This is a genomic window from Microcoleus asticus IPMA8 (assembly GCF_013179805.1).
Classification (GTDB): domain Bacteria; phylum Cyanobacteriota; class Cyanobacteriia; order Cyanobacteriales; family Microcoleaceae; genus Microcoleus; species Microcoleus asticus.
Genome location: NZ_SRRZ01000025.1, coordinates 33,365 through 56,550, shown reverse-complemented (window position 1 = coordinate 56,550; position 23,186 = coordinate 33,365). Strand labels below are relative to the sequence as shown.

Annotated in this window: 24 protein-coding genes; 16 read left to right on the top strand and 8 right to left on the bottom strand. The window is 45.7% G+C overall.

Features of this window, described 5'->3' with window-relative positions; all coding sequences use genetic code 11:
• Positions 1 to 24: 24 nt before the first annotated feature.
• The 5 genes from kdpF (at position 25) to E5S67_RS09340 (ending at position 4,401) form a co-directional block, all read left to right on the top strand.
• Positions 25 to 294: a K(+)-transporting ATPase subunit F gene (kdpF, locus tag E5S67_RS09360; protein WP_172186766.1), complete on the top strand. Its 270-nt coding sequence runs from the start codon at positions 25 to 27 to the stop codon at positions 292 to 294.
• 41 nt (positions 295 to 335) lie between these two features.
• Positions 336 to 965, top strand: a complete 630-nt coding sequence (gene kdpC, locus E5S67_RS09355; protein ID WP_172186765.1) for a K(+)-transporting ATPase subunit C — start codon at positions 336 to 338, stop codon at positions 963 to 965.
• 74 nt (positions 966 to 1,039) lie between these two features.
• Positions 1,040 to 2,191 (top strand): universal stress protein, encoded by a 1,152-nt coding sequence (locus E5S67_RS09350; RefSeq protein ID WP_172186764.1) that lies wholly within the window; start codon positions 1,040 to 1,042, stop codon positions 2,189 to 2,191.
• A 227-nt stretch (positions 2,192 to 2,418) separates the two neighbouring features.
• Entirely contained in the window at positions 2,419 to 3,687 is a 1,269-nt protein-coding gene (locus E5S67_RS09345; protein WP_339382805.1) for a cation:proton antiporter, read from the top strand.
• A 240-nt stretch (positions 3,688 to 3,927) separates the two neighbouring features.
• Entirely contained in the window at positions 3,928 to 4,401 is a 474-nt protein-coding gene (locus E5S67_RS09340) for a hypothetical protein (protein ID WP_172186763.1), read from the top strand.
• A gap of 380 nt (positions 4,402 to 4,781) precedes the next feature.
• On the opposite strand, the gene E5S67_RS09335 is transcribed toward E5S67_RS09340, so the two are convergent.
• Both E5S67_RS09335 and E5S67_RS09330 read right to left on the bottom strand, forming a co-directional pair.
• Positions 4,782 to 5,417, bottom strand: a complete 636-nt coding sequence (locus tag E5S67_RS09335) for a class I SAM-dependent methyltransferase (RefSeq protein WP_172186762.1) — start codon at positions 5,415 to 5,417, stop codon at positions 4,782 to 4,784.
• A 6-nt stretch (positions 5,418 to 5,423) separates the two neighbouring features.
• Entirely contained in the window at positions 5,424 to 5,885 is a 462-nt protein-coding gene (locus E5S67_RS09330; protein ID WP_172186761.1) for a cupin domain-containing protein, read from the bottom strand.
• Positions 5,886 to 6,105: 220 nt separating this feature from the next.
• Between E5S67_RS09330 and E5S67_RS09325 the strand changes: the two genes are divergently transcribed.
• From E5S67_RS09325 to E5S67_RS09315, 3 genes are all read left to right on the top strand, one after another.
• On the top strand, positions 6,106 to 7,560 hold the full coding sequence (locus E5S67_RS09325) for a folate/biopterin family MFS transporter (protein ID WP_172186760.1): 1,455 nt from the start codon (positions 6,106 to 6,108) through the stop codon (positions 7,558 to 7,560).
• Between the two features lie 130 nt (positions 7,561 to 7,690).
• Entirely contained in the window at positions 7,691 to 9,187 is a 1,497-nt protein-coding gene (locus E5S67_RS09320) for a carotenoid oxygenase family protein (RefSeq protein ID WP_172186759.1), read from the top strand.
• A 346-nt stretch (positions 9,188 to 9,533) separates the two neighbouring features.
• A complete protein-coding gene (locus tag E5S67_RS09315) occupies positions 9,534 to 10,433 on the top strand; it encodes a DUF4436 family protein (RefSeq protein WP_172186758.1) in 900 nt (299 codons plus the stop codon).
• 172 nt (positions 10,434 to 10,605) lie between these two features.
• Here E5S67_RS09315 and E5S67_RS09310 read toward each other — a convergent pair whose 3' ends face one another.
• The 6 genes from E5S67_RS09310 to E5S67_RS09285 form a co-directional block, all read right to left on the bottom strand.
• Entirely contained in the window at positions 10,606 to 11,295 is a 690-nt protein-coding gene (locus E5S67_RS09310; protein ID WP_172186757.1) for a HalD/BesD family halogenase, read from the bottom strand.
• Between the two features lie 375 nt (positions 11,296 to 11,670).
• Positions 11,671 to 12,330, bottom strand: coding sequence for a Coq4 family protein (locus E5S67_RS09305; protein ID WP_172186756.1), 660 nt, complete (start codon positions 12,328 to 12,330; stop codon positions 11,671 to 11,673).
• 285 nt (positions 12,331 to 12,615) lie between these two features.
• A complete protein-coding gene (locus E5S67_RS09300) occupies positions 12,616 to 13,350 on the bottom strand; it encodes an SGNH/GDSL hydrolase family protein (RefSeq protein ID WP_343045293.1) in 735 nt (244 codons plus the stop codon).
• Between the two features lie 342 nt (positions 13,351 to 13,692).
• Positions 13,693 to 14,337, bottom strand: a complete 645-nt coding sequence (locus E5S67_RS09295; RefSeq protein WP_172186754.1) for a hypothetical protein — start codon at positions 14,335 to 14,337, stop codon at positions 13,693 to 13,695.
• 112 nt (positions 14,338 to 14,449) lie between these two features.
• The gene (locus E5S67_RS09290) at positions 14,450 to 14,854 is read right to left on the bottom strand and encodes an anthrone oxygenase family protein (protein WP_246276702.1); all 405 of its coding nucleotides are present in this window, start codon (positions 14,852 to 14,854) and stop codon (positions 14,450 to 14,452) included.
• 419 nt (positions 14,855 to 15,273) lie between these two features.
• Positions 15,274 to 15,540: a hypothetical protein gene (locus E5S67_RS09285; protein WP_246276701.1), complete on the bottom strand. Its 267-nt coding sequence runs from the start codon at positions 15,538 to 15,540 to the stop codon at positions 15,274 to 15,276.
• Between the two features lie 364 nt (positions 15,541 to 15,904).
• Here E5S67_RS09285 and E5S67_RS09280 point away from each other — a divergent pair, with 364 nt between their 5' ends.
• From E5S67_RS09280 to E5S67_RS09245, 8 genes are all read left to right on the top strand, one after another.
• Positions 15,905 to 16,147: a DUF7219 family protein gene (locus tag E5S67_RS09280; RefSeq protein WP_172186752.1), complete on the top strand. Its 243-nt coding sequence runs from the start codon at positions 15,905 to 15,907 to the stop codon at positions 16,145 to 16,147.
• A 106-nt stretch (positions 16,148 to 16,253) separates the two neighbouring features.
• Complete coding sequence (locus E5S67_RS09275; protein WP_172186751.1) at positions 16,254 to 16,787, top strand: RDD family protein; 534 nt, start codon at positions 16,254 to 16,256, stop codon at positions 16,785 to 16,787.
• 38 nt (positions 16,788 to 16,825) lie between these two features.
• Positions 16,826 to 17,014: a 50S ribosomal protein L33 gene (gene rpmG, locus E5S67_RS09270; RefSeq protein ID WP_172186750.1), complete on the top strand. Its 189-nt coding sequence runs from the start codon at positions 16,826 to 16,828 to the stop codon at positions 17,012 to 17,014.
• Positions 17,015 to 17,307: 293 nt separating this feature from the next.
• A complete protein-coding gene (rpsR, locus tag E5S67_RS09265) occupies positions 17,308 to 17,523 on the top strand; it encodes a 30S ribosomal protein S18 (RefSeq protein ID WP_006631377.1) in 216 nt (71 codons plus the stop codon).
• A gap of 315 nt (positions 17,524 to 17,838) precedes the next feature.
• Positions 17,839 to 19,845: an RNB domain-containing ribonuclease gene (locus tag E5S67_RS09260; RefSeq protein WP_172186749.1), complete on the top strand. Its 2,007-nt coding sequence runs from the start codon at positions 17,839 to 17,841 to the stop codon at positions 19,843 to 19,845.
• Between the two features lie 590 nt (positions 19,846 to 20,435).
• Positions 20,436 to 21,878, top strand: coding sequence for a lysophospholipid acyltransferase family protein (locus E5S67_RS09255; protein ID WP_172186748.1), 1,443 nt, complete (start codon positions 20,436 to 20,438; stop codon positions 21,876 to 21,878).
• 178 nt (positions 21,879 to 22,056) lie between these two features.
• Complete coding sequence (locus E5S67_RS09250; RefSeq protein WP_172186747.1) at positions 22,057 to 22,941, top strand: sensor histidine kinase; 885 nt, start codon at positions 22,057 to 22,059, stop codon at positions 22,939 to 22,941.
• The gene (locus E5S67_RS09245) at positions 22,916 to 23,065 is read left to right on the top strand and encodes a hypothetical protein (protein ID WP_172186746.1); all 150 of its coding nucleotides are present in this window, start codon (positions 22,916 to 22,918) and stop codon (positions 23,063 to 23,065) included. The genes E5S67_RS09250 and E5S67_RS09245 overlap by 26 nt, the downstream gene beginning before the upstream one ends.
• Positions 23,066 to 23,186: the final 121 nt, after the last annotated feature.

Sequence of the window (23,186 nt, the reverse complement as noted above, 5' to 3'; positions counted from 1 at the left end):
TTATTCCCAAAATAAGGAGAATTTATGAAACGGAATGATTTGCTGAATGATATTTTTCCCAGAGATTTCCAAGAAATTATTGAGTTAGCGCAAATGCTTTGGCAGCGCCACCCAATCCCGGTGCATCTATTTCTGGTAATGTGTTTCAATGCGATAATTGCCCCCGCTGTTTACGCGGTTGGGCGTGAAGATTTGACCCGAAAAGCTGTCTGGGGTTTAAGTCTCCTGGGTTTGGTGATTATCGCCCTTTCTATTTACCTGTTTGTAGTCATTTTTCAGCCGGAAAGATTTTAGTCAATAATTAACCCTTAGCAAATAACGGAGCGAGGTAATTTATGAGAGAAATAATTAGAGCCATTCGCCTTACCCTGGTTTTGTGGGGAATTACAGCCATTATTTACCCTTTAATCTTGCTAGTAATTGGTCAAATTGCCTTCAACTCGCAGGCAAACGGCAGTTTAATTACTCAGCAAGGAGTTGTCGTGGGTTCGTCCTTAATCGGTCAGCCTTTCAGCTCTGATCAATATTTTTGGAGCCGCCCCAGCACCACAAATTACAGCAGCTTTGCAACCGAAGATTACACTCCCACAAAGGCAGAAAATTTAAGTCAAACAACAGGTATTTCGGGAGCTAGCAACCTTGCCCCCAGTAACTCGGATTTGCTGAAACGAGGTAATGAGAAAGATGGTTTTCAGGGGGTGCAAGTTGAATTAGATCGTCTCAACAAAGCTGGTATAAAACCGACTGCTGATTTAGTCTACACCTCTGGTTCTAGCCTCGATCCGCACATTAGCTTAGAGGCAGCTCGATCGCAAATTCAGCGGATAGCAACGGTGCGATCGCTCAATTTCAATCAAGTAGAAATGTTGGTAGCCAAAAATACGGATGGCAGATTTCTCGGCATTTTCGGCGAACCGGGAGTTAACGTCCTCAAACTTAATTTGGCTCTCGACGCTTTACAATAGTTTACGACAGTCGGCAGTCATCGGTCATAAACCGACTGATGACTGGAAATTGACTAACTACCCACTACTGAGCTATGATTCACTCTAGCGAACTTACCAACAATCCAGACGCGGTTTACGCCCAACCGAACCGCACTTACGATCGCACTCCCCGCCGGGGAAAGCACAAAATATTTATCGGCATGGCCCCCGGTGTCGGCAAAACTTTCCGAATGCTAGAAGAAGGACACAGGCTCAAATCTGAAGGCATTGATGTGGTAATGGGACTGTTAGAAACTCATGGACGGAAAGAGACAGCAGCTAAAGGCGAAGGACTGGAAGTAGTACCCAGAAAACAAATGCTGCGTGGCGGAAAAGTGCTAACCGAAATGGATAGTGAAGCTGTCATCGAACGCCGCCCCCAATTAGCATTAATAGACGAACTGGCTCATACAAACATTCCGGGTTCTCTGCGAGAAAAACGATATCAAGATGTCGAAGAAATTCTGAATGCTGGAATTGATGTTTTCTCCACTCTCAACATTCAGCACATAGAAAGTCTCAACGATTTAGTAGCTCGAATTACCGGAGTTGTAGTGCGAGAGCGAGTGCCCGATCGCGTTCTCGAAGATGCTGACGAAATAGTCGTTGTGGATGTCACGCCGGAAACTTTAGAAGAAAGGTTGCTAGAAGGCAAAATTTATGCTCCCGAAAAAATTGAACAATCTTTAGAAAACTTTTTCCAGCGCCGTCATTTAATTGCTTTGCGAGAACTCGCCCTGCGAGAAGTCGCAGACAATGTGGAAGACGATGCAGCAACTTTAAAAGGTCAATCTTGCAACATTCACGAACGAGTTTTAGTGTGCATCTCGACTTATCCCAATTCCTTGCAACTGCTGCGGCGGGGCGGGAGGATTGCTAGCTACATGAATGCCCCATTTTATGCTGTGTTTGTCAACGATCCAGACCGATTTTTAACAAAAGCAGAAATCTTGCACGTTGAAACTTGTGAGAAACTCTGTCAAGAATTTAAGGGGCAATTTTTGCGGGTAAACGGCACTAATATAGCTAAAGCGATTTCGGAGGTAGCTAAACAGTATCGAATTACTCAAATTGTGATCGGCGAAAGCCAGCAATCCCGCTGGAGATTGCTGCTGCGGGGTTCTTTGACTCAACAGTTAGTGCGATCGCTCAAACACGTAGATTTGCACATCATCGCTACCGAAAAAAGTGGTCTTTCTAATTAATTATTAGTTATCAGCCCTTAGTCATTAATCATTAGTTATTAGTCAGATGTATAAAATAAACAATTTCGGTCGATTGTCAGTCACGGAGTTTACGGCGCAAAAAGACAAAGCCCGCAGCAGCAGGCTAGAAGCATCAAAAATTTGGTATAACAACTGCAACTTTCGGAGGATATCTGAATCTAGCGGGCGGTAGATGCCCCAAAAGCTTTTATCTGTAAAAATCGCATTTGGTAAACCTGATTAAAAGTGCGATCGCTATGGTGGATGATTACATTCTCAACTTGCTAGTTATTGGCATCCTCCTGCTGACCGTTACCTTGGGTTCCGGATGGATTTCAGGATTGCCGGTGTCTTATGCCTTAATTTATCTAATTGTCGGTATCGGATTGGGGCCCTATGGCGTCAAGCTGATTGACTTGCGTCCCGAAGCTCTATTTTTACAAAGACTTACAGAATTTGTAGTTATTGTTTCTCTGTTCAGTTGCGGCTTAAAAATGAATCGCCCGCTACAATTTTGGGCTTGGAATTCTACAGCGCGGTTGATCGGTTTTTTAATGCCAATTTCGATTTTTGCGGTGGCTGCTGTCGGTCATTGGTTGGTGAAATTAGATTGGGGGGCGGCAATTTTATTGGGAGCAATTCTCGCTCCCACCGATCCTGTTTTAGCCTCAGAAGTTCAGTTAGCAAATATAGACGATCGCGATGAATTGCGCTTTGGTTTAACATCCGAAGGCGGTTTGAACGATGCTTTAGCTTTTCCCTTCGTTTATTTCGGCATTTATGCACTAAAAGATAACAACTGGCCGAACTGGTTTTCGCAGTGGGTAGCAGTTGACTTGATTTGGGCGACCGCCACAGGTATCGTTATGGGAATTGTAGTAGCTAAAGCAGTCACCTGGATCGATCGCCAACTCCAACGCTATCGACCGGCCGATCAACTAATGGAAGATTTCATTGCTCTCAGCACAATTCTGCTCACATATTCCCTCACCGAAGTAGTCAACGGCTACGGATTTCTCGCAGTTTTTGTAGCAGGAATTGTGATGCAGCGGAGTTACCACAACCCAGAAAAACCGCTTTCCCAACTCCACTTTACCGAGCGCATTGAAAAGTTAATGGAAATAGCAACTATTTTACTATTAGGTTCGCTTTTGCGCCTAGAGCCTATGTTGGCCTATGGAGGATACTCCCTATTAGTAGCTGGATTGTTGATTTTTTTGATTCGGCCTGTGGGAGCTTGGATCAGTACGATCGGCAGTCCTTTACATCCCGCCAGCCGCTGGCTGTGCGGTTGGTTCGGCATTCGTGGTGTCGGTTCTATCTATTATCTTACCTATGCTTTCGGTAACGGTTTGGAAGGGGAAATAGCCGAAAGAATTGCCTGGATTACCTTTACAACAATCGTGATTTCTGTGATTTTGCACGGCATTACTTCGACCCCGTTAATGAACTGGTACGAGCGCAGAATCAAACCTAAAGTACCGGATTTAATTTAATTCAGTAAGGTGCGTGACTTTAATAGTCCTGGACGCAACGGTCACACAACAATCGACTTGTAGGGTGCCTCAGGCGAAATTCTCTAACGGCGATCGGGAATTTCGGGATCTGACGCACCTTACTATATAATCTAAAATCGACTTGTAGGGTGCCTCAGGCGAAGCTCTCTAACGATACCGAAAGAAAAGAAGATTATAATTTTTTGGATAACTCTAATATAAACGTTCGCCGAATCAAACATGGATAGATTTGAATTTCAGCTAGCAATGCTGCAAAAAGGAGCAGAGGAACTTGAGAAAAAAATAGCTAACTTCACAACAATTCTGATGCAATTAAAAACTGCGGTAATTACCATTTGGGTAGCGTTGATTGGTTGGGTTTTTACAAGCAAAATAGATGCGTTGGTTCCCCTAGGATACGTTATAATTTTGGGTTTCTGGTTTTTAGAAGCTACTTACTGGAAGGTGCAATTGTATTACATACAAAGAGCCAATGCAGTTACCCAATTTTTGAATAATGAAAGCGCTTTAGATGCAAGTTTTAATGCTCGCTCAATTCCGGCAGGTCTTGTTCACCCGCTCGGTTCATTAAAAACAATTAAAATGCCTGCTTTATGGACAGCTATCTGCGCTCCATCAATCTATATTTTTTATACCTTTTTGTTTGTTGTTAATTCGATTGTTTGGTTAATAACTCTTAAAACAGCCCTCTAACTGGTTAAGATCCCAATGTGCGAGCGACCGGACAATATCTTCCATCCCAACTAACTAAAAATGTAAATTGGAGGTTCAATTTGCTTGCTACTCCAAAAAACGGTTGCTTTCTGTATCGTTTGGGTTAAGAGTTCGCCTGTTCTCTCCTCAATACTCTGTTGGTTATTTTAAAATAACCAGAACTGTTCGCGATCGACTTCTACTACGACAGCAACCTCTTATATTCAGGACTTAGGCAACTGGCATACTAAAATCAAGCTGTAGGGTGTGTCAGGTGAATTTCTAGAACGATTATTGAGGGTTTAAAAATATGACGCACCTTATTAATTTTGACTATTTCCAATTTTAAAATAACACGACAATGCAGTCCTTACCCGCAGCTAAACAGGTTTGACACCAACTAACAAAGCTAGTTCTAACCACTTCCAATAACAGTCTGCATCGGTAAAACCAATTTCTCTAAACCACCGCAATTGCGTTTCCATATCGAGCAATTTATTAGACGGATCGTCTGGCGAATCGCTAATACCCAGCGCCTCTCGAAATTTCTGATGCAAAGCCGGAGTTGCTGACGCTACGTGTTCCAAATTGCAAAAAATGCCTCCGGGCTCCAAAAGCTCGAAAATCTCAGCGTAAAGCGAACGTTTGCGATCGTCTATTACGTGATGAATCGCAAAACTAGAAACAACTGCATCAAACTTGCCCAAATCCGGTAGCGATTCATCAAAATTGTGCTCGATTACCGTGACATTCTGGTCATCAGCAAAGCGAATTCTGGCTTTTTCCAGCATTGTCGGCGAAAAGTCGATCGCCACACATTGAACATTTGGTCGATCGCACTTCAGCAGACCCAGCAACCGACCGTCTCCCGTGCCCACATCGAGAATCCGCTTCACAGTTTTCGGCACTTCTTCCAACAAAACCGCTTCACCTTCCGTGCGGTGAGGAATGCGATCGGCTTTAGCAAGATACCACAAAGCGTGTTCCGCCGAAGTCCAAAGATTCACTTGACTCATAAATTTTCAACTCTCATAAACTTCGCCATTTTTGCGAGTAAAAATCCAACTATTCTCGTTAGCTTTCGCAATTAGATCGTCATCGGGATATTCGGCACTATCTCCCGGAGTGCGATCGCCAATTTCCAGATAAACAACATCTGAATTCGTGCGGTTGACTAAATGGTGTCCGTCAGCATCCCCAGCCGGAAAACCCGCCGCCATACCCGGTTTCAGCACTTGCTCTCCCGAATTTACAATCAGAGTAACTTCCCCTTCCAGAACATAGATAAACTCATCTTGACGGGAATGCCAGTGCCTGAGAGCAGAACAACTTCCCGGTGCAAGTCTCACCAAATTTACCCCAAAATTTTGCAATCCGGCAGCATCGCCCAAGCGTTTTTTTACTCTCCCCGCCACAGCAGATTTGAATTGTTGAGGGTACTTGGAACCCGTAATTTCCGGCACATTTTCAGGATAGATAATCATATAACAGGCCTGACAGCAGTTGTAAATTTTCTCTTCTTTTTCTTCCTTCGCGGTTCGTTTTTCTGTTTTTCTTATTACAAAACACGCTTAAATTCAAGATAAATACAATTTTATAGCACTTACCAGCTCCCCGCCACTCTCGCCTCCCACCTCCGACAGTTCCCCCAACTCATGAAGAATGTGTTATAAATATTGAGATTCATTAAGAAATATTGCTCAAATGTTCGTTTCCCCCTCCGGCCTCAGCAAACTCAAAGAATCTTTAAAAGAAAAAGTATTCTTTGGGAATGAGCCAACCCCCGAACTCATAGCCATCTTACTGATTTACTTCGTCCAAGGCATTCTCGGACTCGCCCGCTTAGCCGTCAGTTTCTTTCTCAAAGACGAACTAGGTATGAGTCCCGCCGAAGTCTCGGCAATGCTGGGCGTCGTAGCCCTGCCTTGGATTATCAAACCCGTGTTCGGCTTCATGTCCGACGGCTTGCCGATATTCGGCTACCGCAGACGCCCTTACATCGTCATCTCCGGGCTGCTGGGAACGTCAGCATGGGTGAGCCTCGCAACAATTGTACACACACCGCTTGCAGCTACAGGCGCGATCGCCCTGAGTTCCCTCTCCCTCGCCGTCAGCGACGTAATCGCCGACTCCCTGGTAGTCGAAAGGGCCAGAAAAGAATCCGTTACCGACGCCGGTTCCCTGCAATCCTTGTCTTGGGGCGCTTCAGCCCTCGGCGGACTAATTACCGCCTACCTCAGCGGTTTCCTGCTGCAACACTTCAGCACCCACACCATATTTTTAATCACCGCATCTTTCCCGCTCATTGTATCAGCAACAGCTTGGTTAATTACCGAAGAAAAAACCAACAAAATAACCGACTTTGAAAGTGTCAAAGACCAATTAAAAAAACTGCGGCAAGCTGTTACCCAAAAATCAATTTGGCTGCCAACCGCGTTTCTCTTCGTCTTGCAAGCCACCCCAAGTTCAGACTCGGCCTTCTTCTTTTTCACCACCAACGAATTAGGCTTTCAACCCGAATTTCTCGGCCGAGTGCGTCTCGTTACCAGCATTGCCGCCCTCGCCGGCGTCTGGCTGTTTCAGCGCTTCCTCAAAACAGTTCCATTTCGAGTAATTTTTGGCTGGTCAACGGTCATGGCGACTGTTTTGGGCATGACTACTTTATTATTAGTAACTCATGCGAACCGAGCTTTAGGAATTGACGATCGATGGTTCAGCATCGGAGACAGCCTGATCCTGACAGTAATCGGACAAATTGCTTATATGCCGGTGCTGATACTCTCCGCCCGCTTGTGTCCCCCAGGCGTCGAAGCAACTTTATTTGCGCTGCTGATGTCAATCATAAATTTAGCAGGACTTTTGTCCCACGAAGGCGGTGCACTTTTGACCCACTTGCTAGGAATTACCGATCGCAATTTCGATAACCTCTGGCTGCTAGTCATCATCACAAACCTGTCCACACTTCTGCCCCTACTGTTCTTAAATTGGCTGCCCGCCGAGAGTACAGAAAGCAACGATCCAAACTCTCAAAAGTCTCTTCCCGTATTAGAACCAGAACTGGGCACTTCCAAACCAGGCGGACAGCATTTCATTCCCGAATACTTTCCCGACTTAGTACCGACAGTAAGGTCACAAAGCCGCACCGCAGATAGCAAATAAAGGCAGGCATACACGGCTTTTGACACGGATAGACTGCTGAATTTAACTGTGTTTCCCAACTCTTCGACTTTCACCCTCTCTGCACTTTCTATGTTCTCTGCGGTTAAATCCATAAAAGCTTATTAGACCCATGCAAAAATTACAGAGTTCCCAACCTCAAACAGCCGCCCCAAAACCATCCTACGATCGCACAGACTGGCAGCGCGGCTACGAATCCCAACCCAACGAATCCGACTACTGGATTGACAACATAGAAGGCGAAATCCCCGCCGGCTTGCAAGGCACATTCTTTCGCAACGGGCCCGGATTATTGGATGTCAACGGCCAGCGCATCCACCACCCGTTTGACGGCGACGGGATGGTTTGTGCGATCGCCCTAAGCGAAGGCCGCGCCCATTTCCGCAACCGATTCATACACACAGAAGGCTATCTCGCCGAACAAAAAGCCGGAAAAATCCTCCACCGAGGCGTTTTCGGCACGCAGAAACCGGGCGGCTGGCTAGCCAACATCTTTGATGTCAAAATCAAAAACATTGCCAACACCAACATCATTTATTGGGGCGACAAACTGCTAGCACTTTGGGAAGCAGCACAGCCCTACAGACTCGACCCCCGCAGCCTAGAAACACTCGGCTTAGATACCCTAGACGGCATCTTGGAACCCGGTGAAGCCTTCGCCGCCCACCCCAGAATTGAAAAAGGGAAAAATGGCAAAGGAGACAGATTAGTCAACTTTTCCGTCAAGCCCGGTTTGTCGAGTACCATCACAATTTACGAACTCGACGAAAGCGGCAAACTTTTGCAGCGTCACGCCCATGCAATACCGGGTTTTGCCTTCCTGCACGACATGGTAATTACCCCGAATTACTGCATATTCTTCCAAAATCCCGTCACCTTCAATCCGCTGCTTTTCTTGTTAGGATTTCGGAGTGCCTCCCAGTGCATTCAATTTTCGCCAAACAAGCCAACGCAAGCAATTTTAATTCCCCGCAACGGCACTGACGAGGTGAAGATATTAGAAACGGAACCTTGTTTTGTCTTCCACCACTGCAACGCATGGGAAGAAGGAGGCGAAGTTTTTGTAGATTCAGTTTGTTACGAATCATTTCCAACTGTAGAAGCAGACGGCGATTTTCGCGAGATTGATTTTGATAGCGTTCCAGCGGGCGAATTGTGGCGCTTTAAGTTAAATTTGCAAGACAAAACCGTGCAGCATCAAGTTGTTGAAACTCGGTGCTGCGAGTTTCCAACTTTGCATCCCAATAATGTCGGACAACCTTACCGATATCTTTATATCGGTGCTGCGGATTCTCCCACGGGAAATGCTCCTTTGCAAGCTATCCTCAAAATTGATTTCCTGACTGGTGAAAGGCAAATTTGGAGTGGGGCGCCGCGCGGTTTTGCGGGGGAACCGGTGTTTGTTACCCGTCCCGGTGCTGTTGCTGAGGATGACGGCTGGCTGCTGGTTTTAATGTATGATGCAGCTTATCATCGATCGACCTTAGTGATTTTAGATGCTCGCGACATCACCAAAGGGCCCCTAGCGCGCTTGCATTTAAAACAGCACATTCCCTACGGTTTGCACGGCAGTTTTACACCCAATGTACTGCTTCCTATCGGTTCGTAGTTGCGCTACTATGGGCGGGCTCTCCTGCCCACCCCACAAGAAGGAAAATTGAACTCTTGTGGAACAGGCCGGAAAGCCTGTTCCTGAAAATGGTGCAAAATGTCAGTTTTAACTGAGATGTTGCACCATTCTCAATAAGCCTTTTATGAGCGGGCTCTGGGGCCCACCCCACAAGAAATTCACTCTTTGTGGGACAGGCCGAAAAGCCTGTTCATCAAAATGGGGCAAGATGTCAGTTTTCACCGATGTTAGCTATGAGACACAAGTTTTAACCCCTGACGACTGGCGGACTGGCAGACTGCGGGAAATACTAACAACAAATCAAAATGTAAAATATTCATAATAAATGCAAACTGTCAACAAATTTAAGCTCAAAAAAATACTTATTTTAATTTGCAGCCTCGCCGTAAGTTTGGCAATTATCTTATTTATTTACTCTCACAATGCTAACGCCCAAGAGCCTTACAGACCGTCTCAAGATACCGCTGCGCTCCTCAAAGGCTTGGTAGAAGTCAAAATGGCGGTAATTGCAGTTGATCCCATTAAAAACGAATTAGAAACCCGCTTGCAGTTTGAACTCAAAGGTATTTATAAAAAAGGGCCAACTTACCCGGCTCAAGACTTGTTAATGACAGTTAACGGCGCAAATGTACAGGATTCGGAAATTACCTTTAAAGAAGGCAAACCGATGATTGTCCCTGCATTAAAATTTAACTTAGTCAAGGGAAAAATTAATAATTATCCGTTTGACAAGCACATTGCTAAAGTAGCTATTTCCATCGACCCGCTACCTTCGATTGGTAAAAAGTTTGCTCCCTTTGAACTGAATCCCGTGCCGCTGGAATTTAAGTTTAATGCCGATGTTCCCGGTTTCGACATCAGTTATAAGCCGATGGAAGAGAATTCTTCTATCTTTATTTATATTGATGTTTCTGCAACTCGCTCAATCCCGGTGAAATTCTTTGCCTTAGTGATTATTGTCATCATGTGGGTGCTGTCAACTATGGCACTTTTGCTAGCATTAAAAGTGATGCAATCTGGGAAGTTGCCGGAAGTGGGAATGCTGAGTTGGACTGCTGTGATGCTGTTTGCTTTTCCCGCTATTCGCAATGCTCAACCGGGGGTGCCGCCGGTGGGCACTGCCAGCGATTTCCTTTCGTTTTTTTGGACAGAAATTATAGTTGTGGTGGCCTTAGTTATTATTGGTAGCTGTTGGCTAAAACGTTATCATCCACCGATTGAGTGATTGAAGAATTTAAGAATTTAAGAAACAACTCTTCGGACAGTTTTTGATGACCCACGGTAGAATAAGAGTTGCAGGGCGATCGGTACGAGGAATGCGCTAACGAACACACGATATGTCAACCGAAACTCAAGGCTTTCAGACAAAGACCTCAAAACTGTCCGGACTATTGTTTTCATTCATTCCTTCCAAAGTACAACTGTCTGGTGTATTCGTTTAGTTGAAAATTGGGAGTGCGATTGAAGGACATGGTAGCGCTGATGCGAGGGATAGTACCTTCCACAGGAGTCACACGATGCATGGAAAGCTTTCCTGAGTGCAATACAAAGACACCAGGAATGGTGGGAAGGTCTTTGGTGAGAGAATGCCTGTCTCCTCTGATAATCTTTGCCAGTGCTTCTGTATCCTCTTCTACTTCGGAACGAGAGCAAGGTACATACTCTAGCACTCCTCCCTTCTGTGGAGCCAAGATGTGGAGGACGATAGTGTATTCTGAGACATCGAAGTGCCAGTCTTGCTCGTCTTTGTTGTGGTGAATATGCACTGTCATTGCTCCAAGTTTGTCTGCGGATCTGTAGACTTCTTGACCAACTATAGATGAGACAAAAGTCACAAGAGGATTCCACTGAAACAATACCTTAAGTGGAGAATCGGAAGATATTTGATCGCAGGCTAGGGTACGTTTAGTATAGATTTTTTGAAGATAACTTGGGTGGTCTGGAGAAAGATTCTGTACCTCCTGAGTACCTAAAAAAACGTTATTAGACCCTGTAAAACAGAAGCTCTTGGTGACATCATCTTCCAGTGTCTCAGCAGCGAGATGGCTGACGATCTCTGGACGCAAGAAATCGTTTAGGACTATCAAACTATTACTATTGAATTCCTGACGAGCTTTTGCGAGCAAGACTCTTCCAGCTTCACTCTCTAGGTCGTGGATCGGATATTTATCAAGATTGATAATATCGGAAATTTTTGAGATCAATGTATTTAGCTCCATCTATAGAATCATGTCTAAAAATGTATAATAATATTATTATACACAGCAGCGAACAAATTTGTCAAATAAAACTTGTGTTATTGTCCAGCCATAGTGTTGTGTATTTTATCGATAAAAAACTCTCGGTTAATTAAAAAAATCTCCAAACTTTGAAGGTGTTATCAAGGACTAAAAATATACACTTTTTGAGAATTTTATCAAACTTGGAGGCAATATCAATAGCTGAGGCTAAGCACTAAACTCTTAGCAAATTATTCCTAATTTATTTCTCAGGGTTGCCATATCTTCAAGCCACATATCTTCCCATCTTAAAGCTAAAATTTTTTCAGCTTTTTGTCCCATTTGAAAACCTTTTGTTAGGTTGTGTAAATATAGTTGTCCATCAAAGATTTTCTCGTCAAACAGAATATGAGACATTCTCGCTATCAGGAGATAATATATATTGACGATCGTCGCCTGACCGAGATAAAACCCTTCTATACCGATTTCTCCCAAGTTATCCGTTTCAAATCCCGTAACAACGTGAATAATATCGTGAGTTTGTCTGATTCTCCCGAAAAAAAATTGATATTTATCAGGCTCTTTCTGAGAATTAAAAGGGAAAAGATTTAAGTTATTACGAGCCATATGTTCTGCGTAAATATAGCCGATAGTGTTGGTTGGCATCTTAATTAATTCTTCCAGAGGATGCACGGGACTATAATTTTCTTGAAATAGCTCTTCTAAACCAGGGATATTATCGTATATGAGTTTTTCCGCCTTCTCTTTATTTCTTTCAATGATAGTATCTCGGACTGACTCAGATATTCCGAGAATATTGTTTAGGGAGCTGGGATTGACTGCTAAACCAAACATCTTGACTAAAATATCGGTAAATTCGGAACCAGTATAACCATTATGCACTGCATTTTACTCAAGCGCTACTAAAGTAATTTTAACCAACAAAAGCCAGAAGTGAAGCTTTTATTCCTTGATGGGGAAATCGCGGGGCGCTGCGCCTCGTCAGTCTCCGCCCGCGCCCCGCGATTGCAGTTAGATTGGCTTTTATTGCTACTCAACTGACTGAAATTTTTAGGCAAATTGATAATTGGCAAGGTGGCGATAGTATTGAAGAAAGCGACCCGCTAATAAGTCCGGGGGCTTTGTATCCCGGATGTTTTCTGTCAACTATAAACTGAATTTGAAAACTTAAATTTTGACTTCCAAATTCTCAATATCCTTTGCGGGTACGCCCAAACCGCGCAAGATAGTAAAAGCAATAATTCGATATCCCGACGGATTGGGATGAACTCCATCTGCCGCTAACAAATTCAAAGTTTTACCCGCGTGCTTTTGATACGTGCCGATAACTTCCCGAAACGGTGCATTCAAATCGATAAATAAGCACTGATTCTGCAACGCAATTTCTCGCATCGCGGCAATATAGTCTTGCAACCTGCGATTTTCTGGGCAGTCGAGAATTTCGCCGATCGGAGTAGGAGAAAGCAGTACAACTCGAATTCCTGCGGCTTTTGCCGCCAGCACCATTTGAGTTATTTTCTCCCGATATTGTGCCAGTGGTACTCCCGTGGGCAACTTGCCTTGCGGATAAAACCGCAGGTTTTGGAAGTCAAAAAAAGAGTGCCAAACGTCGTTGACTCCGACATTAATCATCACTAAATCTGGCTTTTGGTCGATCGCATCTTTCTGGAAGCGCGCTTGCATATCCGTCGCCTTGTTACCGGAGATTCCGGCGTTGACGATTTCGATTTTGCGATCGGGATAAAGGGCATTCAGATAGCGTTGCAGCAGCCAAACGTAACCTCCGGGGTATTTTCCTGCCTCGGTGATGCTGTCGCCCACTGTCACAATTTTGCGCCGGCCGGCGAGCACGTTTTGGATTTCTGGCGGCGGCGTTGCTTCGGATACGGATTCTTTAAACACTGGAATTAAAGAGTGAGGAATGTTGAAAGCAATAATAGCAGTAATTACTGCGATGGCAAGTCTGATTAAAACTTGTCTCAGCCGGGATTTGGGACGGGGCGATCGCACATTTGCAGACATAAGGAAGAAGGAAGAATAAAAAAGAGGCTATTTGATGCGTGTCCTCACTTTAATCGTAGATTTTAGCCTGAGTCTTCTGAGAGTGAGCCATCAATTTCGCTACAGTTGCAAACAATCCTGGACTTCGGCGTGAGACGTTCGGCTTGATCGGTCGATTTGCGATCGGTCGAACGCTGAGAAATGACGCTTATTGCAGGTTTGAGCGTTTAGTATTGCAGGTCGCTACATATCCCTGCTAGTTGGTTTAAACTTTTGCACAAAATTCATCCACCGCTGAACCTTAGAACCGGTGATGTCTAAAATCGGAATAGAATAGACATCTGATTCAGGAGGGCCGCCCTCAGTATCTTTGGCAATGCTTGTGCGTTCTGGCTTACCTAAGCCGTAGGTTGAAGCCATTTCGCTAGCTAAACTACAGGGAATTCTAAAGTTTCCCATGCGAATACTTCCATTACCTGCTGAATAAACCCATTCATAACCGGAAACGCCTCTAAACTGCTGGCACAAAAAATGGGAAGTTTCAAACATTTTGGCAAGATGAACATCGTAGAAACGAAGCTTGCCACCGTAAGCCGGTTGAGTTGTATCTCGATTGGGTGCAGTAAGTTGCATGAGGACAAAGCCTCCCCTAGCTTCTGTCCCACCATACCGAATGCTCAGCGGCACCTGGGTGCTTTCTTGAGCCAGGATGATGTTAACCTTTTGAGTAAATTTAGCACTGTCAGCCTCAGCAATTGTTTCGCTACCCAAGTAAGTAGGAGCAGAAAAAGCGAGGTTTGCAGGCAGTAATATAACCGCACAGGTCATTAGTTTTGCCAAATTGTGGCGTTCTGCTTTTTTGGCGATCGCGTATGTTTTTCTTAGCACAGTTCGATAAGATGACCCTCCAGCAGCACAACCATATTATAATTACCCTCCTCAATACATTTCGTTTTTGCGCTCAGTTATCGCGCGATCGATCAAAATTAAAAATGTCAAATTAAAATTGTACCGCTCGATAACTGAGCGCAATGGTAAGCAAAGCCGATGCCGCCAGGGCCGCAGCCGTCCGAACATGATTCCAGAACGTCCATTCGGTAAGGTATCTAGCCCATAAACCCGCACCGTCAGTGCTGCTTGGCTCGACAGTCGCCAGCGCATCATTTAGCGGCACATTGAACGCCATCGTCACTCCTACAGTACCGACAAGATAGAGCAGGCTGCCAAGGAGCAAATAGGCAGCACCGGGTTGATGCCACTTTAACAGCGAGGATACAGCCAGAAAGATGCAAGCCACAGCCGTTCCGAATAGCGCCGTCATAAACAACGGATTAATCGCCGTTATATTGATAGCTTGCATGGCGGCAATACCCTGTGCTGGTTGGAGTCGGGCAAGGGCTTTCATCACAAACGTCGAGAAGGCGAAGAAGACTCCAGCAATCAGCCCGCAGCCTAGTGCCGAGAAAAGCTTCAATGTGAAAAGCGAGTAGTCAACCATTGCCATAAAACCTCCTGCGAATTACTGTCCAATGCCTTGTTAGTGCATTGTGTCATTGTATTTTTAACTTTGATATTAAGCCGAGAAACTTGACGTAAAGTGGACAGGGTGGAAAGCAGACCGCAAATAAAAGTTAAGTTCTCAACCACTACCATGCTCTTATTAAAAGCTAAAGGCAATCTAGCAGAGACTTAAGGACTCAATCACTTACAACTAAAAAACTGTGGCTGATTTTGATTGTCAATGCTATACTACTTCGTAGTAGCTAAAAGCTTAGGAATTCCAGCACTCCCTGCTTGACCAAAAGCAGGTGTTACTATTCAAACTTAGCACTCACAGACAACATAACCTCCGGGGTATTTTCTTGCCGCGGTGATGCTGTCGCCCACTGTCACAATTTTGCGCCGGCCGGCGAGCACCTTCTGGATTTCTGGTGGCGGCGTTGCTTCGGATACGGATTCTTTAAACACGGGAATTAAGGAGTGAGGAATGTTGAAGGCGATAACAGCAGCAGCAATTACGGCGATGGCAAGTCTGATTAACACTTGCCTCAGCCGGGGTTTGGGATGAGGCGATCGCGCATTGGGAGACATTACGCAGTTTCCGTCTAAAAGTAGAACTATTTATGTCGGCAATAATCATATCCACTTTCGGAGTTTTTGTCACTTATTTTAATAAGTCAGTCCTGGACGAAAAAAAGCAACGTTTTGACGCCTAATCTGAAGTTATAAGCTTTAACCCAGAAACCTGATTCTTGACCCCGTATGGGTAAGTTTTATACGACGTGAAGTTACTTAGGTTTTTGTCGCCCTCACCTCTCGGTGTAATTTCCATCACAAAAAAGCTCCCAAAATATCACATGATTTTTGCTACTTACAGCACAACTTGAGAAGGGAAGCGCGGTTTATAATAATCTTGATAAGTTCAGGAAACAAGTTTTCATCCGAGGTTAAAGCAATGGTAGCAAATTCAAATTTTTTATATCCTCAAAATCGCTATTACGGTGAAGTAAAGCCAGAGAATGTGGTATTTAATGCGAATTTACAAGAGTTTTCTCAGCGAGTGGGTTACATCAGTTCCTTGACATCTAACGGTAAAATCTCTGTAGAACAGGCATTTACTCAGATCCAAACACTGTGGGAACAGGTGGAAAAGTCGAAAACGCAGTTGGGAATTGGCGAAAATCCATTTTCAGCTTGAATAATTAGCGGTTGGCTTGGAAGTTGAGTTATGCGCCATAGATGCCGATCGATTATTCCACAGCTTAAGATGAAAAAGTTGCTAGTGGCGATCGACCTTTTTGCCTATGAGTTCCGACCTAGTTCCTCTCCTTCCCAAAGTATCCGTCGGCCGCCGCGCCGCGGCCCTCTGCATCGACGGAATCGCAGTTTGGATGCCCAGTTTGCTTCTGGGCACTAATGCGATCGTCCAAACCATATTTTTTGTCCTGCTGTGGCTGATAATGCGCGTAGCCATCGTCAGGAAAAATAAAGGTCAAAGTCTCGGGCGCTGGGCTTTGGACATGAAAATTGTCGATCCCAGACTTGATCGGACTCCCGGAGTGCAAGAACTGTGCAAGCGCGAGGCATTGCTGGGCATTTGCGCTGGCTTAGCCTTCGCAGGTATAGCTGGGCTCACATCTACCAACGCCGCTGTCTTGCTGCTGATGCTGCCCCTGGCGATCGACTGTAGCGTTGCCCTCACCTCCGCCGAAAGGTTTCCCCAAGCTTTCCACGATCGCATCGGCGGGACGATCGTCGTCGGAACCCGCCGCGGCTACTCCCTAGATATCAAAGTTAGAAGATTGCTTGACCAAGTGCAGAGCAATGTGAGAAGATAATAAATTGTGTTTAAATTAGTCGAAATTTATTTAGAATTATGGCTAAAGGCGTCCGCATCATAATTACTCTAGAGTGTACTGAGTGCCGTACAAACGTAAGCAAACGCTCAAAAGGCGTGTCTCGGTACACCACCACCAAGAACCGCCGCAACACGACGGCGCGGCTGGAACTCAAAAAGTTCTGCCCCCATTGCAACAGGCACACTGCCCACAAAGAGATCAAGTAGTGATTAGTCATTAGTCCTTAGTCATCAGTCATCAGTCGTTGGCAATTGATATTGAACCCGCTCAAAAACGGGTAAAAGCCCCCGACAATCCTGAGTGGAGAGCGCAAAATTTTAGACGAAGGTTCAAGCTCCCAGATTCATTTGTGGAGTAAATCTAAAATCTAAAATCTAAAATCGACTGACCCGCGAAAAGCAGATAACTAACAAATGCTTTACTGACGGCTAGCAACTAACGGCTAATAACTAAAAACTAAGTCAACAGTCAACAGTCAACAGTCAACAAACAACAAACCATGACTTACTTTCGCCGGCGCGTTTCGCCCATCAAACCAGGAGACCCGATCGACTACAAAGATGTCGATTTGCTCAAAAAATACGTCACAGAACGCGGTAAAATTTTGCCCCGCCGGATTACCGGTTTGACGGCAAAACAGCAGCGAGACCTGACCAGAAGCATCAAAAGAGCAAGAATTGTAGCTTTGATGCCCTTCGTAAACCAAGAAGGTTAACAGGATTTGGGATTTTGGGTTTTAGATTTTGGACTGGGAATAAGACTTGCGCGAAAACAACGTCTTTCTGCAATTAAGAGTGCAGCAAGAATGCAGCGAAGTAATCGCGAAATAGGGTTGAGAGTCGCCGCAGCGCAAGTCTTAATCCAAAGTCAAAAGTTAAAAAATAAGAAAGAAAAAGAACAACTTTTTATTAGATTTTAACTGTCACAATTGACCATAAAAATTGCCAAGATCCAAAATCTAAAATCGCAAGCTCGAAACTCGATAAGTGGCTACTGTAAAAATCCAAAATCTCAAATATAAAGCTGGCAAGTGGAGAAGGGAACCTTAGTAGAATTTAGAGTGCACGGCGACCGCCGTCTGGCAGTTGCCGATCGCCCCGATGGCAAGAAAAACTGGATCGTGGTAGACGAAAACGGTCAACCGCACAGCATACCGCCCAAACAAATCAGCTACGAAGTAGTCGGAGAAACTTACAAACCCTCCGACATTCCCAAATTTCTCAAAGAAGTAGAAGCCTACTCAGATCCGTCGAGTTTGGAAGTAGCTTGGGAACTCCTAGTCGGCGACGGAGAAACGGCAGATCCCGAATCCCTGGCAATGCTGTTATTTTCCGAGAGTAGTGCGGCCCAGTGTTACGCGGCTTACTGTTTGCTATCAACAGATAAGCTGTATTTCAAACAAAAGGGCGATCGCTACGAACCGCGACCGGCCGCCCAAGTAGCCGAAATCAAACACCAGCAAGAAGTAGAACAGCAGCGACACCAAGAATCCCAAGGATTTTGGGATCGAGTCAAACAGCGGCTGGCAGGAAAAAATGTAGATTGGGAACACAGCGATCGAACTCGCCTCGACGCCCTGGAACGCTTTGCCCTCCTCGGAGAAGAAGCAACGCACCGCACCCCGGCTTTAGAAACTTTAGCCAGCTTAGAACGCTCCGAAAACTCCGAAGCAGCCTTTGGGCTCCTAGTCGATCTCGGCCTCTGGAGTACCCACGAAAACCTGTTTTTGCGGCGCAGCCAAATTCCCCTACAATTCTCCGCAAAGGTATTAGAAGTGGCCCAACGCTGCCTAGAAAATCCCCCAACCGACTCGGACACAAATCGTCTCGATTTAACTCACCTCAAGGTTTACACGATCGACGACGAAAGCACCACCGAAATCGACGACGGCCTCAGCTTAGAATTCCTCGAAAACGGCCAGCAGCGACTCTGGATACACATCGCCGATCCCACCCGCCTGCTTTCCCCCGGAGACGAACTCGACCTCGAAGCCAGAAAGCGCACCACTACAGTTTATCTGCCCACGGGAATGATTCCCATGTTTCCCCCAGCTTTGGCAACCGGGCCGATGAGTTTAATTCAAGGTAAAGAGTGCAGCGCCCTCAGCTTCAGCGTCACCTTAGACGAAATCGGCGCGGCTCAAGATTACAGCATCCACATCAGCACCATAAAACCCACCTACCGCTTGACCTACGATGACGTAGACGAAATGCTGGAGTTGGGAATCGAAGCAGAACCGGAAATAGCAGCGATCGCCTCTGCAGCAAAACTGCGGCAAAAATGGCGGGAAGCCCAAGGCGCAATCAGCATTTTCATGCCCGAATCCGTCATCAAAGTCAACGGCGACGACATCAAAATCCACGTCATCGACGACTCCACAGCCCGGATGCTAGTAGCCGAAATGATGATTTTAGCCGGCGAACTAGCCGCCCGCTACGGTCAAGCTCACAGCCTGCCCATACCCTACCGCTATCAGCCACAGCCCGAACTCCCTCCCGATGAAGAACTGCTGGCCGTGCCTGCAGGCCCCGCCCGCGCTTGCGCCGTGCGCCGCTGTATGCCCCGCAGCGAAATGGGCCTCACCCCCGGACGCCACGCCGGCTTGGGTTTGGAATTATACACTCAAGTTACTTCCCCGATCCGCCGCTATACCGACTTGCTGACTCACTTCCAAATCAAAGCCCACCTGCGAGGCGAACCCCTACCTTTTACGGCTGAAGAAATACAGGACATTGTGATGTGTCTCGGCACCGCAGTTAAAGAAGCATCCACTGTCGAACGCCAAACTAACCGCTATTGGGGATTGGAATATTTGCGGCGCAACCCAGACGAAGTTTGGGAAGCTTTAATGCTGCGCTGGCTGAGGGAAGACAGCAATCTCGGATTGATTTTATTGGAAGAGTTGGGTTTAGAATTGGCAATGCGATTTGGTCGATCGGTCGCCATAGGCGATCGGCTAGAAGTCAAAGTCACTCACTGCGATCCGCGATCGGATGTCATTAACTTCCAAGAAATGATCTTTGAAGCCGCACAATAGGATTTGAGATTTGAGATTTTAAATTGCAAAAATCTGCATTGAAGGCTGAAACTGAGGATAAATCTCGTTTTTAGTCGAATTTCTGACCGAAAGCATCCAGGATACAAGCCCCCGGATTCATCCGTCCAGAAATAAAAAACCTGTATCCGATGAAACTTGCCCCCCGAATTTATCCGTGGGGTCAATGCTTCAATTCTTTAATCTAAAATCTAAAATCCAAAATCTAAAATCGATTGACCCCCTCGCATCCCCCTTGTCAACGGCAGGGGGGTAAAAAAGATGATGGGTTCATATCTAGTCCTGTAAAATAATCGTAATTCTTGTCGGGGCGGGTTCACCCCCGATCTGTAATATCAGCCAGAAATCCCGTAAACCCGCCCCGACCAAAATATTGTGGTCGATCGATTGGACATGATATCCAATCCAAGACGGGTAATACTTTTGACGTTAAGTTGACACGCTTTGCTATCTCCTCTCTTCCTGTGTGTCCTTTGCGTGCTCTGCGGTTAATAAAAAAACTTCAGCATTGTAAAAATTGGAAGTTTTTACCGCAGCCTAGTAATCTAAAATTTAAAATTTAAAATCGCAAAATGCCCAATTCAATTAGCCAAGTTCAGCCGCCGCTGGAATTCATACCCCCAGCCTACAACCCGCTAGTGATGCAAGGTTGTAAGCAAATACTCCCCTGGTGGCTGCGATTTCGGACGAATATCAGCCACATCCAAGCCGAAAACGTCGAAACCCTCGCCGAACTATTCCACCAATTTCAAAATCAGAAAGTTCGCTTCTTGTTAGCCTTCCGCCACCCCAACTCAGACGATCCGTACTGTTTGGGACAACTAATTTGGAAACTCGTTCCCCAGGCGGCGCGGGCAAAAGGCATTCCCCTAAAATTCCCGGTACATTCCCACTTTATCTACGATCGCGGCATTCCCCTCTGGGCCGGTGCGGGCGTCGGCTGGTTGTATTCCCACCTCGGCGGCACTCCGATTGTTCGCGGTAAAATCGATCGCCTCGGATTGCGATCTGGCCGCAATTTATTTGCCAACAGCCAATTCCCGATCGCCGCCGCCCCAGAAGGCGCCACCAACGGTCACAATGAAATAGTTAGCCCCCTCGAACCGGGAATTGCTCAAATGGGCTTCTGGTGCGTTGAAGATTTGCTAAAAGCCGGACGCACTGAAAAAGTTTTAATTGTGCCGATCGGCATTCAATACCGCTATGTCAACCCACCTTGGCAACCCCTAGAAAAACTTTTAACTCAATTAGAAATTGATTGCGGACTGCCACCCTTAGATCGCACCGAGATCGCCAACTTAGAGACCGCCAATCCCGATTCCGAAAACCCTAATCACAAATTCCAATATCTGCGCCTTATCCGACTGGGCGGTCATTTGCTAGCAGTGATGGAAGAGTTTTACAGCCGTTTTTATCATAAAACATTACAGCCACAAACATCTATTTTAACATCGTTATCGCTCCCAGAAAAAACTGCAAACGATTCGGGCAATGAAGTAATGATCGCTAGACTGAAAGCACTGTTAGACGTGGCTTTGCAAGTAGCAGAAGAATATTTTAATTTAAAGCCTAAAGGCAGTTTAATAGACCGCTGCCGCCGTCTGGAACAAGCAGGCTGGGACTATATTTATCGAGAAGATATCAAAAATATTGCAGCACTTTCTCCCTTAGAAAGAGGATTAGCCGATCGCCTCGCTGAAGAAGCAAGTCTTCGGATGTGGCACATGAGACTTGTAGAAAGTTTCGTGTCCGTCACGGGCAGGTACGTCGAAGAAAAGCTAACAGCAGAACGTTTGGCAGAAACAACTTTACTGCTGTGGGACGTACTGGCTCGCATCAAAGGGGGAAATCCTTTCGGCAGACCGAAGTTGGGCAAACAGCAAGTACAAATGACCGTGGGCGAACCGATATCAGTGGGCGATCGCTGGGAGGAATATCAAACCAGCCGCAGGTTAGCAGTGGCAGAACTCACTCAAGACTTGCAATCAGCTTTAGAAAGAATGATTAAATCTTAATTAGTCTGATCGGGAAGATGTTCAAGGGAAGAAGGAAGAGGTTCGAGGGAAGAAGGAATATATATTTTTCTTTCCTACCTTTTTCTTTTGTGAAGTGTAAACACATTGTTATAGACTTTTGGAATAGGTCTAATGAACCGCCAACGCTCGCTCGACAATGAACCAATAAAAATTACCAATGACTAACCAACCTATCGATTTGTCTACTAACTCAATTAAGGTAAAACTGCTGAATTATTTAGCGCAGGAATTGCTCACACCGCTCACTTCTGTTCTCGGCATGGCAAGCGTGTTGAAACAAGAAATTTATGGCCCCTTAACGAGCAAGCAAAAAGAATATATTGATGTGATCCAAGACAGCAGCCGATCTTTGCGATCGCTAGTTGAAGAAATTTTGGAACTGGCAGAACTAGATGATTCCGCTTTCACGTTGAAGCGAACCGCAGTCGATATAGAAACTTTGTGCCAGCAGGTTGTGACAATCTTGTTGCCGGCGGCAAGTAGGCGAGAGCAAGAAATTAATTTGTCGATGGGCCCCGGGCCGCGCATCTGGTTGGTCGATAAAGATAAGGTTCAGCAAATGCTGCACCACTTAATTTTTAGCATTATTCAATCTGCTGGGGCAGGCAGCGTGATTCGAGTCCACGTTTCTCGGAAAGAAGACGGTATCAACATCGGAGTTTGGGTTTTTCATCCTTGGTTGGGAGAAAGTTTGCCCCATGCTAAACTCTACACCGACTACTTGTTGAAGGTCGGATCGGGAAGCGGTTCGCCATCGAACTCCGAAACCGACTCCCCCGGAGAACCGCAACTCCCCACACAGGGTTCGCAGCGATTAACGCTGGCGTTTTCTGAGTTGGCGGGTTTGGTGGCCCAGAATGCCGAGGATACCGCACCGGTGTTAGCTGGTTACGGGGCCAGGGAACGCTTGGGGCTGCTGCTTTGCTGCCAATTGGTGGAAATTCAAGGCGGTCAACTCTCGATTCAAGGGGCCCCGGAATCTGGATATCGCTACGTGCTCTGGCTCCCCTGCACCAATGCTACGGAATTGTTGGAAGGCTAAAGAAGGAAGAAGGAAGAAGGAAGAAGGAAGAAGGAAGGAGGAAGAAGGAAGAGGGAAGAAGGAAGAAGGAAGAAGGAAGAAGCAGTGTACAGGACGTAACTGCTCAAAGAAGGAAGAAAAATAAATCCACTTTTTTCAATTATCAATTCCCGATTACCAATTCCCGATTACCAATTCCCGATGAGCGATTACCGATTCCCAATTACCAATTACCAATTACCGATTACCAAGTACAAATCTAAAAT

Coding starts and splice junctions, on each gene's coding strand:
- kdpF (WP_172186766.1), top strand. CDS start 25: ATGAAACGGAATGATTTGCTGAATGATATTTTTCCCAGAGATTTCCAA.
- kdpC (WP_172186765.1), top strand. CDS start 336: ATGAGAGAAATAATTAGAGCCATTCGCCTTACCCTGGTTTTGTGGGGA.
- E5S67_RS09350 (WP_172186764.1), top strand. CDS start 1,040: ATGATTCACTCTAGCGAACTTACCAACAATCCAGACGCGGTTTACGCC.
- E5S67_RS09340 (WP_172186763.1), top strand. CDS start 3,928: ATGGATAGATTTGAATTTCAGCTAGCAATGCTGCAAAAAGGAGCAGAG.
- E5S67_RS09335 (WP_172186762.1), bottom strand. CDS start 5,417: ATGAGTCAAGTGAATCTTTGGACTTCGGCGGAACACGCTTTGTGGTAT.
- E5S67_RS09330 (WP_172186761.1), bottom strand. CDS start 5,885: ATGATTATCTATCCTGAAAATGTGCCGGAAATTACGGGTTCCAAGTAC.
- E5S67_RS09325 (WP_172186760.1), top strand. CDS start 6,106: ATGTTCGTTTCCCCCTCCGGCCTCAGCAAACTCAAAGAATCTTTAAAA.
- E5S67_RS09320 (WP_172186759.1), top strand. CDS start 7,691: ATGCAAAAATTACAGAGTTCCCAACCTCAAACAGCCGCCCCAAAACCA.
- E5S67_RS09315 (WP_172186758.1), top strand. CDS start 9,534: ATGCAAACTGTCAACAAATTTAAGCTCAAAAAAATACTTATTTTAATT.
- E5S67_RS09290 (WP_246276702.1), bottom strand. CDS start 14,854: ATGAAAGCCCTTGCCCGACTCCAACCAGCACAGGGTATTGCCGCCATG.
- E5S67_RS09285 (WP_246276701.1), bottom strand. CDS start 15,540: ATGTCTCCCAATGCGCGATCGCCTCATCCCAAACCCCGGCTGAGGCAA.
- E5S67_RS09280 (WP_172186752.1), top strand. CDS start 15,905: ATGGTAGCAAATTCAAATTTTTTATATCCTCAAAATCGCTATTACGGT.
- E5S67_RS09275 (WP_172186751.1), top strand. CDS start 16,254: ATGAGTTCCGACCTAGTTCCTCTCCTTCCCAAAGTATCCGTCGGCCGC.
- rpmG (WP_172186750.1), top strand. CDS start 16,826: ATGGCTAAAGGCGTCCGCATCATAATTACTCTAGAGTGTACTGAGTGC.
- rpsR (WP_006631377.1), top strand. CDS start 17,308: ATGACTTACTTTCGCCGGCGCGTTTCGCCCATCAAACCAGGAGACCCG.
- E5S67_RS09255 (WP_172186748.1), top strand. CDS start 20,436: ATGCCCAATTCAATTAGCCAAGTTCAGCCGCCGCTGGAATTCATACCC.
- E5S67_RS09250 (WP_172186747.1), top strand. CDS start 22,057: ATGACTAACCAACCTATCGATTTGTCTACTAACTCAATTAAGGTAAAA.
- E5S67_RS09245 (WP_172186746.1), top strand. CDS start 22,916: ATGCTACGGAATTGTTGGAAGGCTAAAGAAGGAAGAAGGAAGAAGGAA.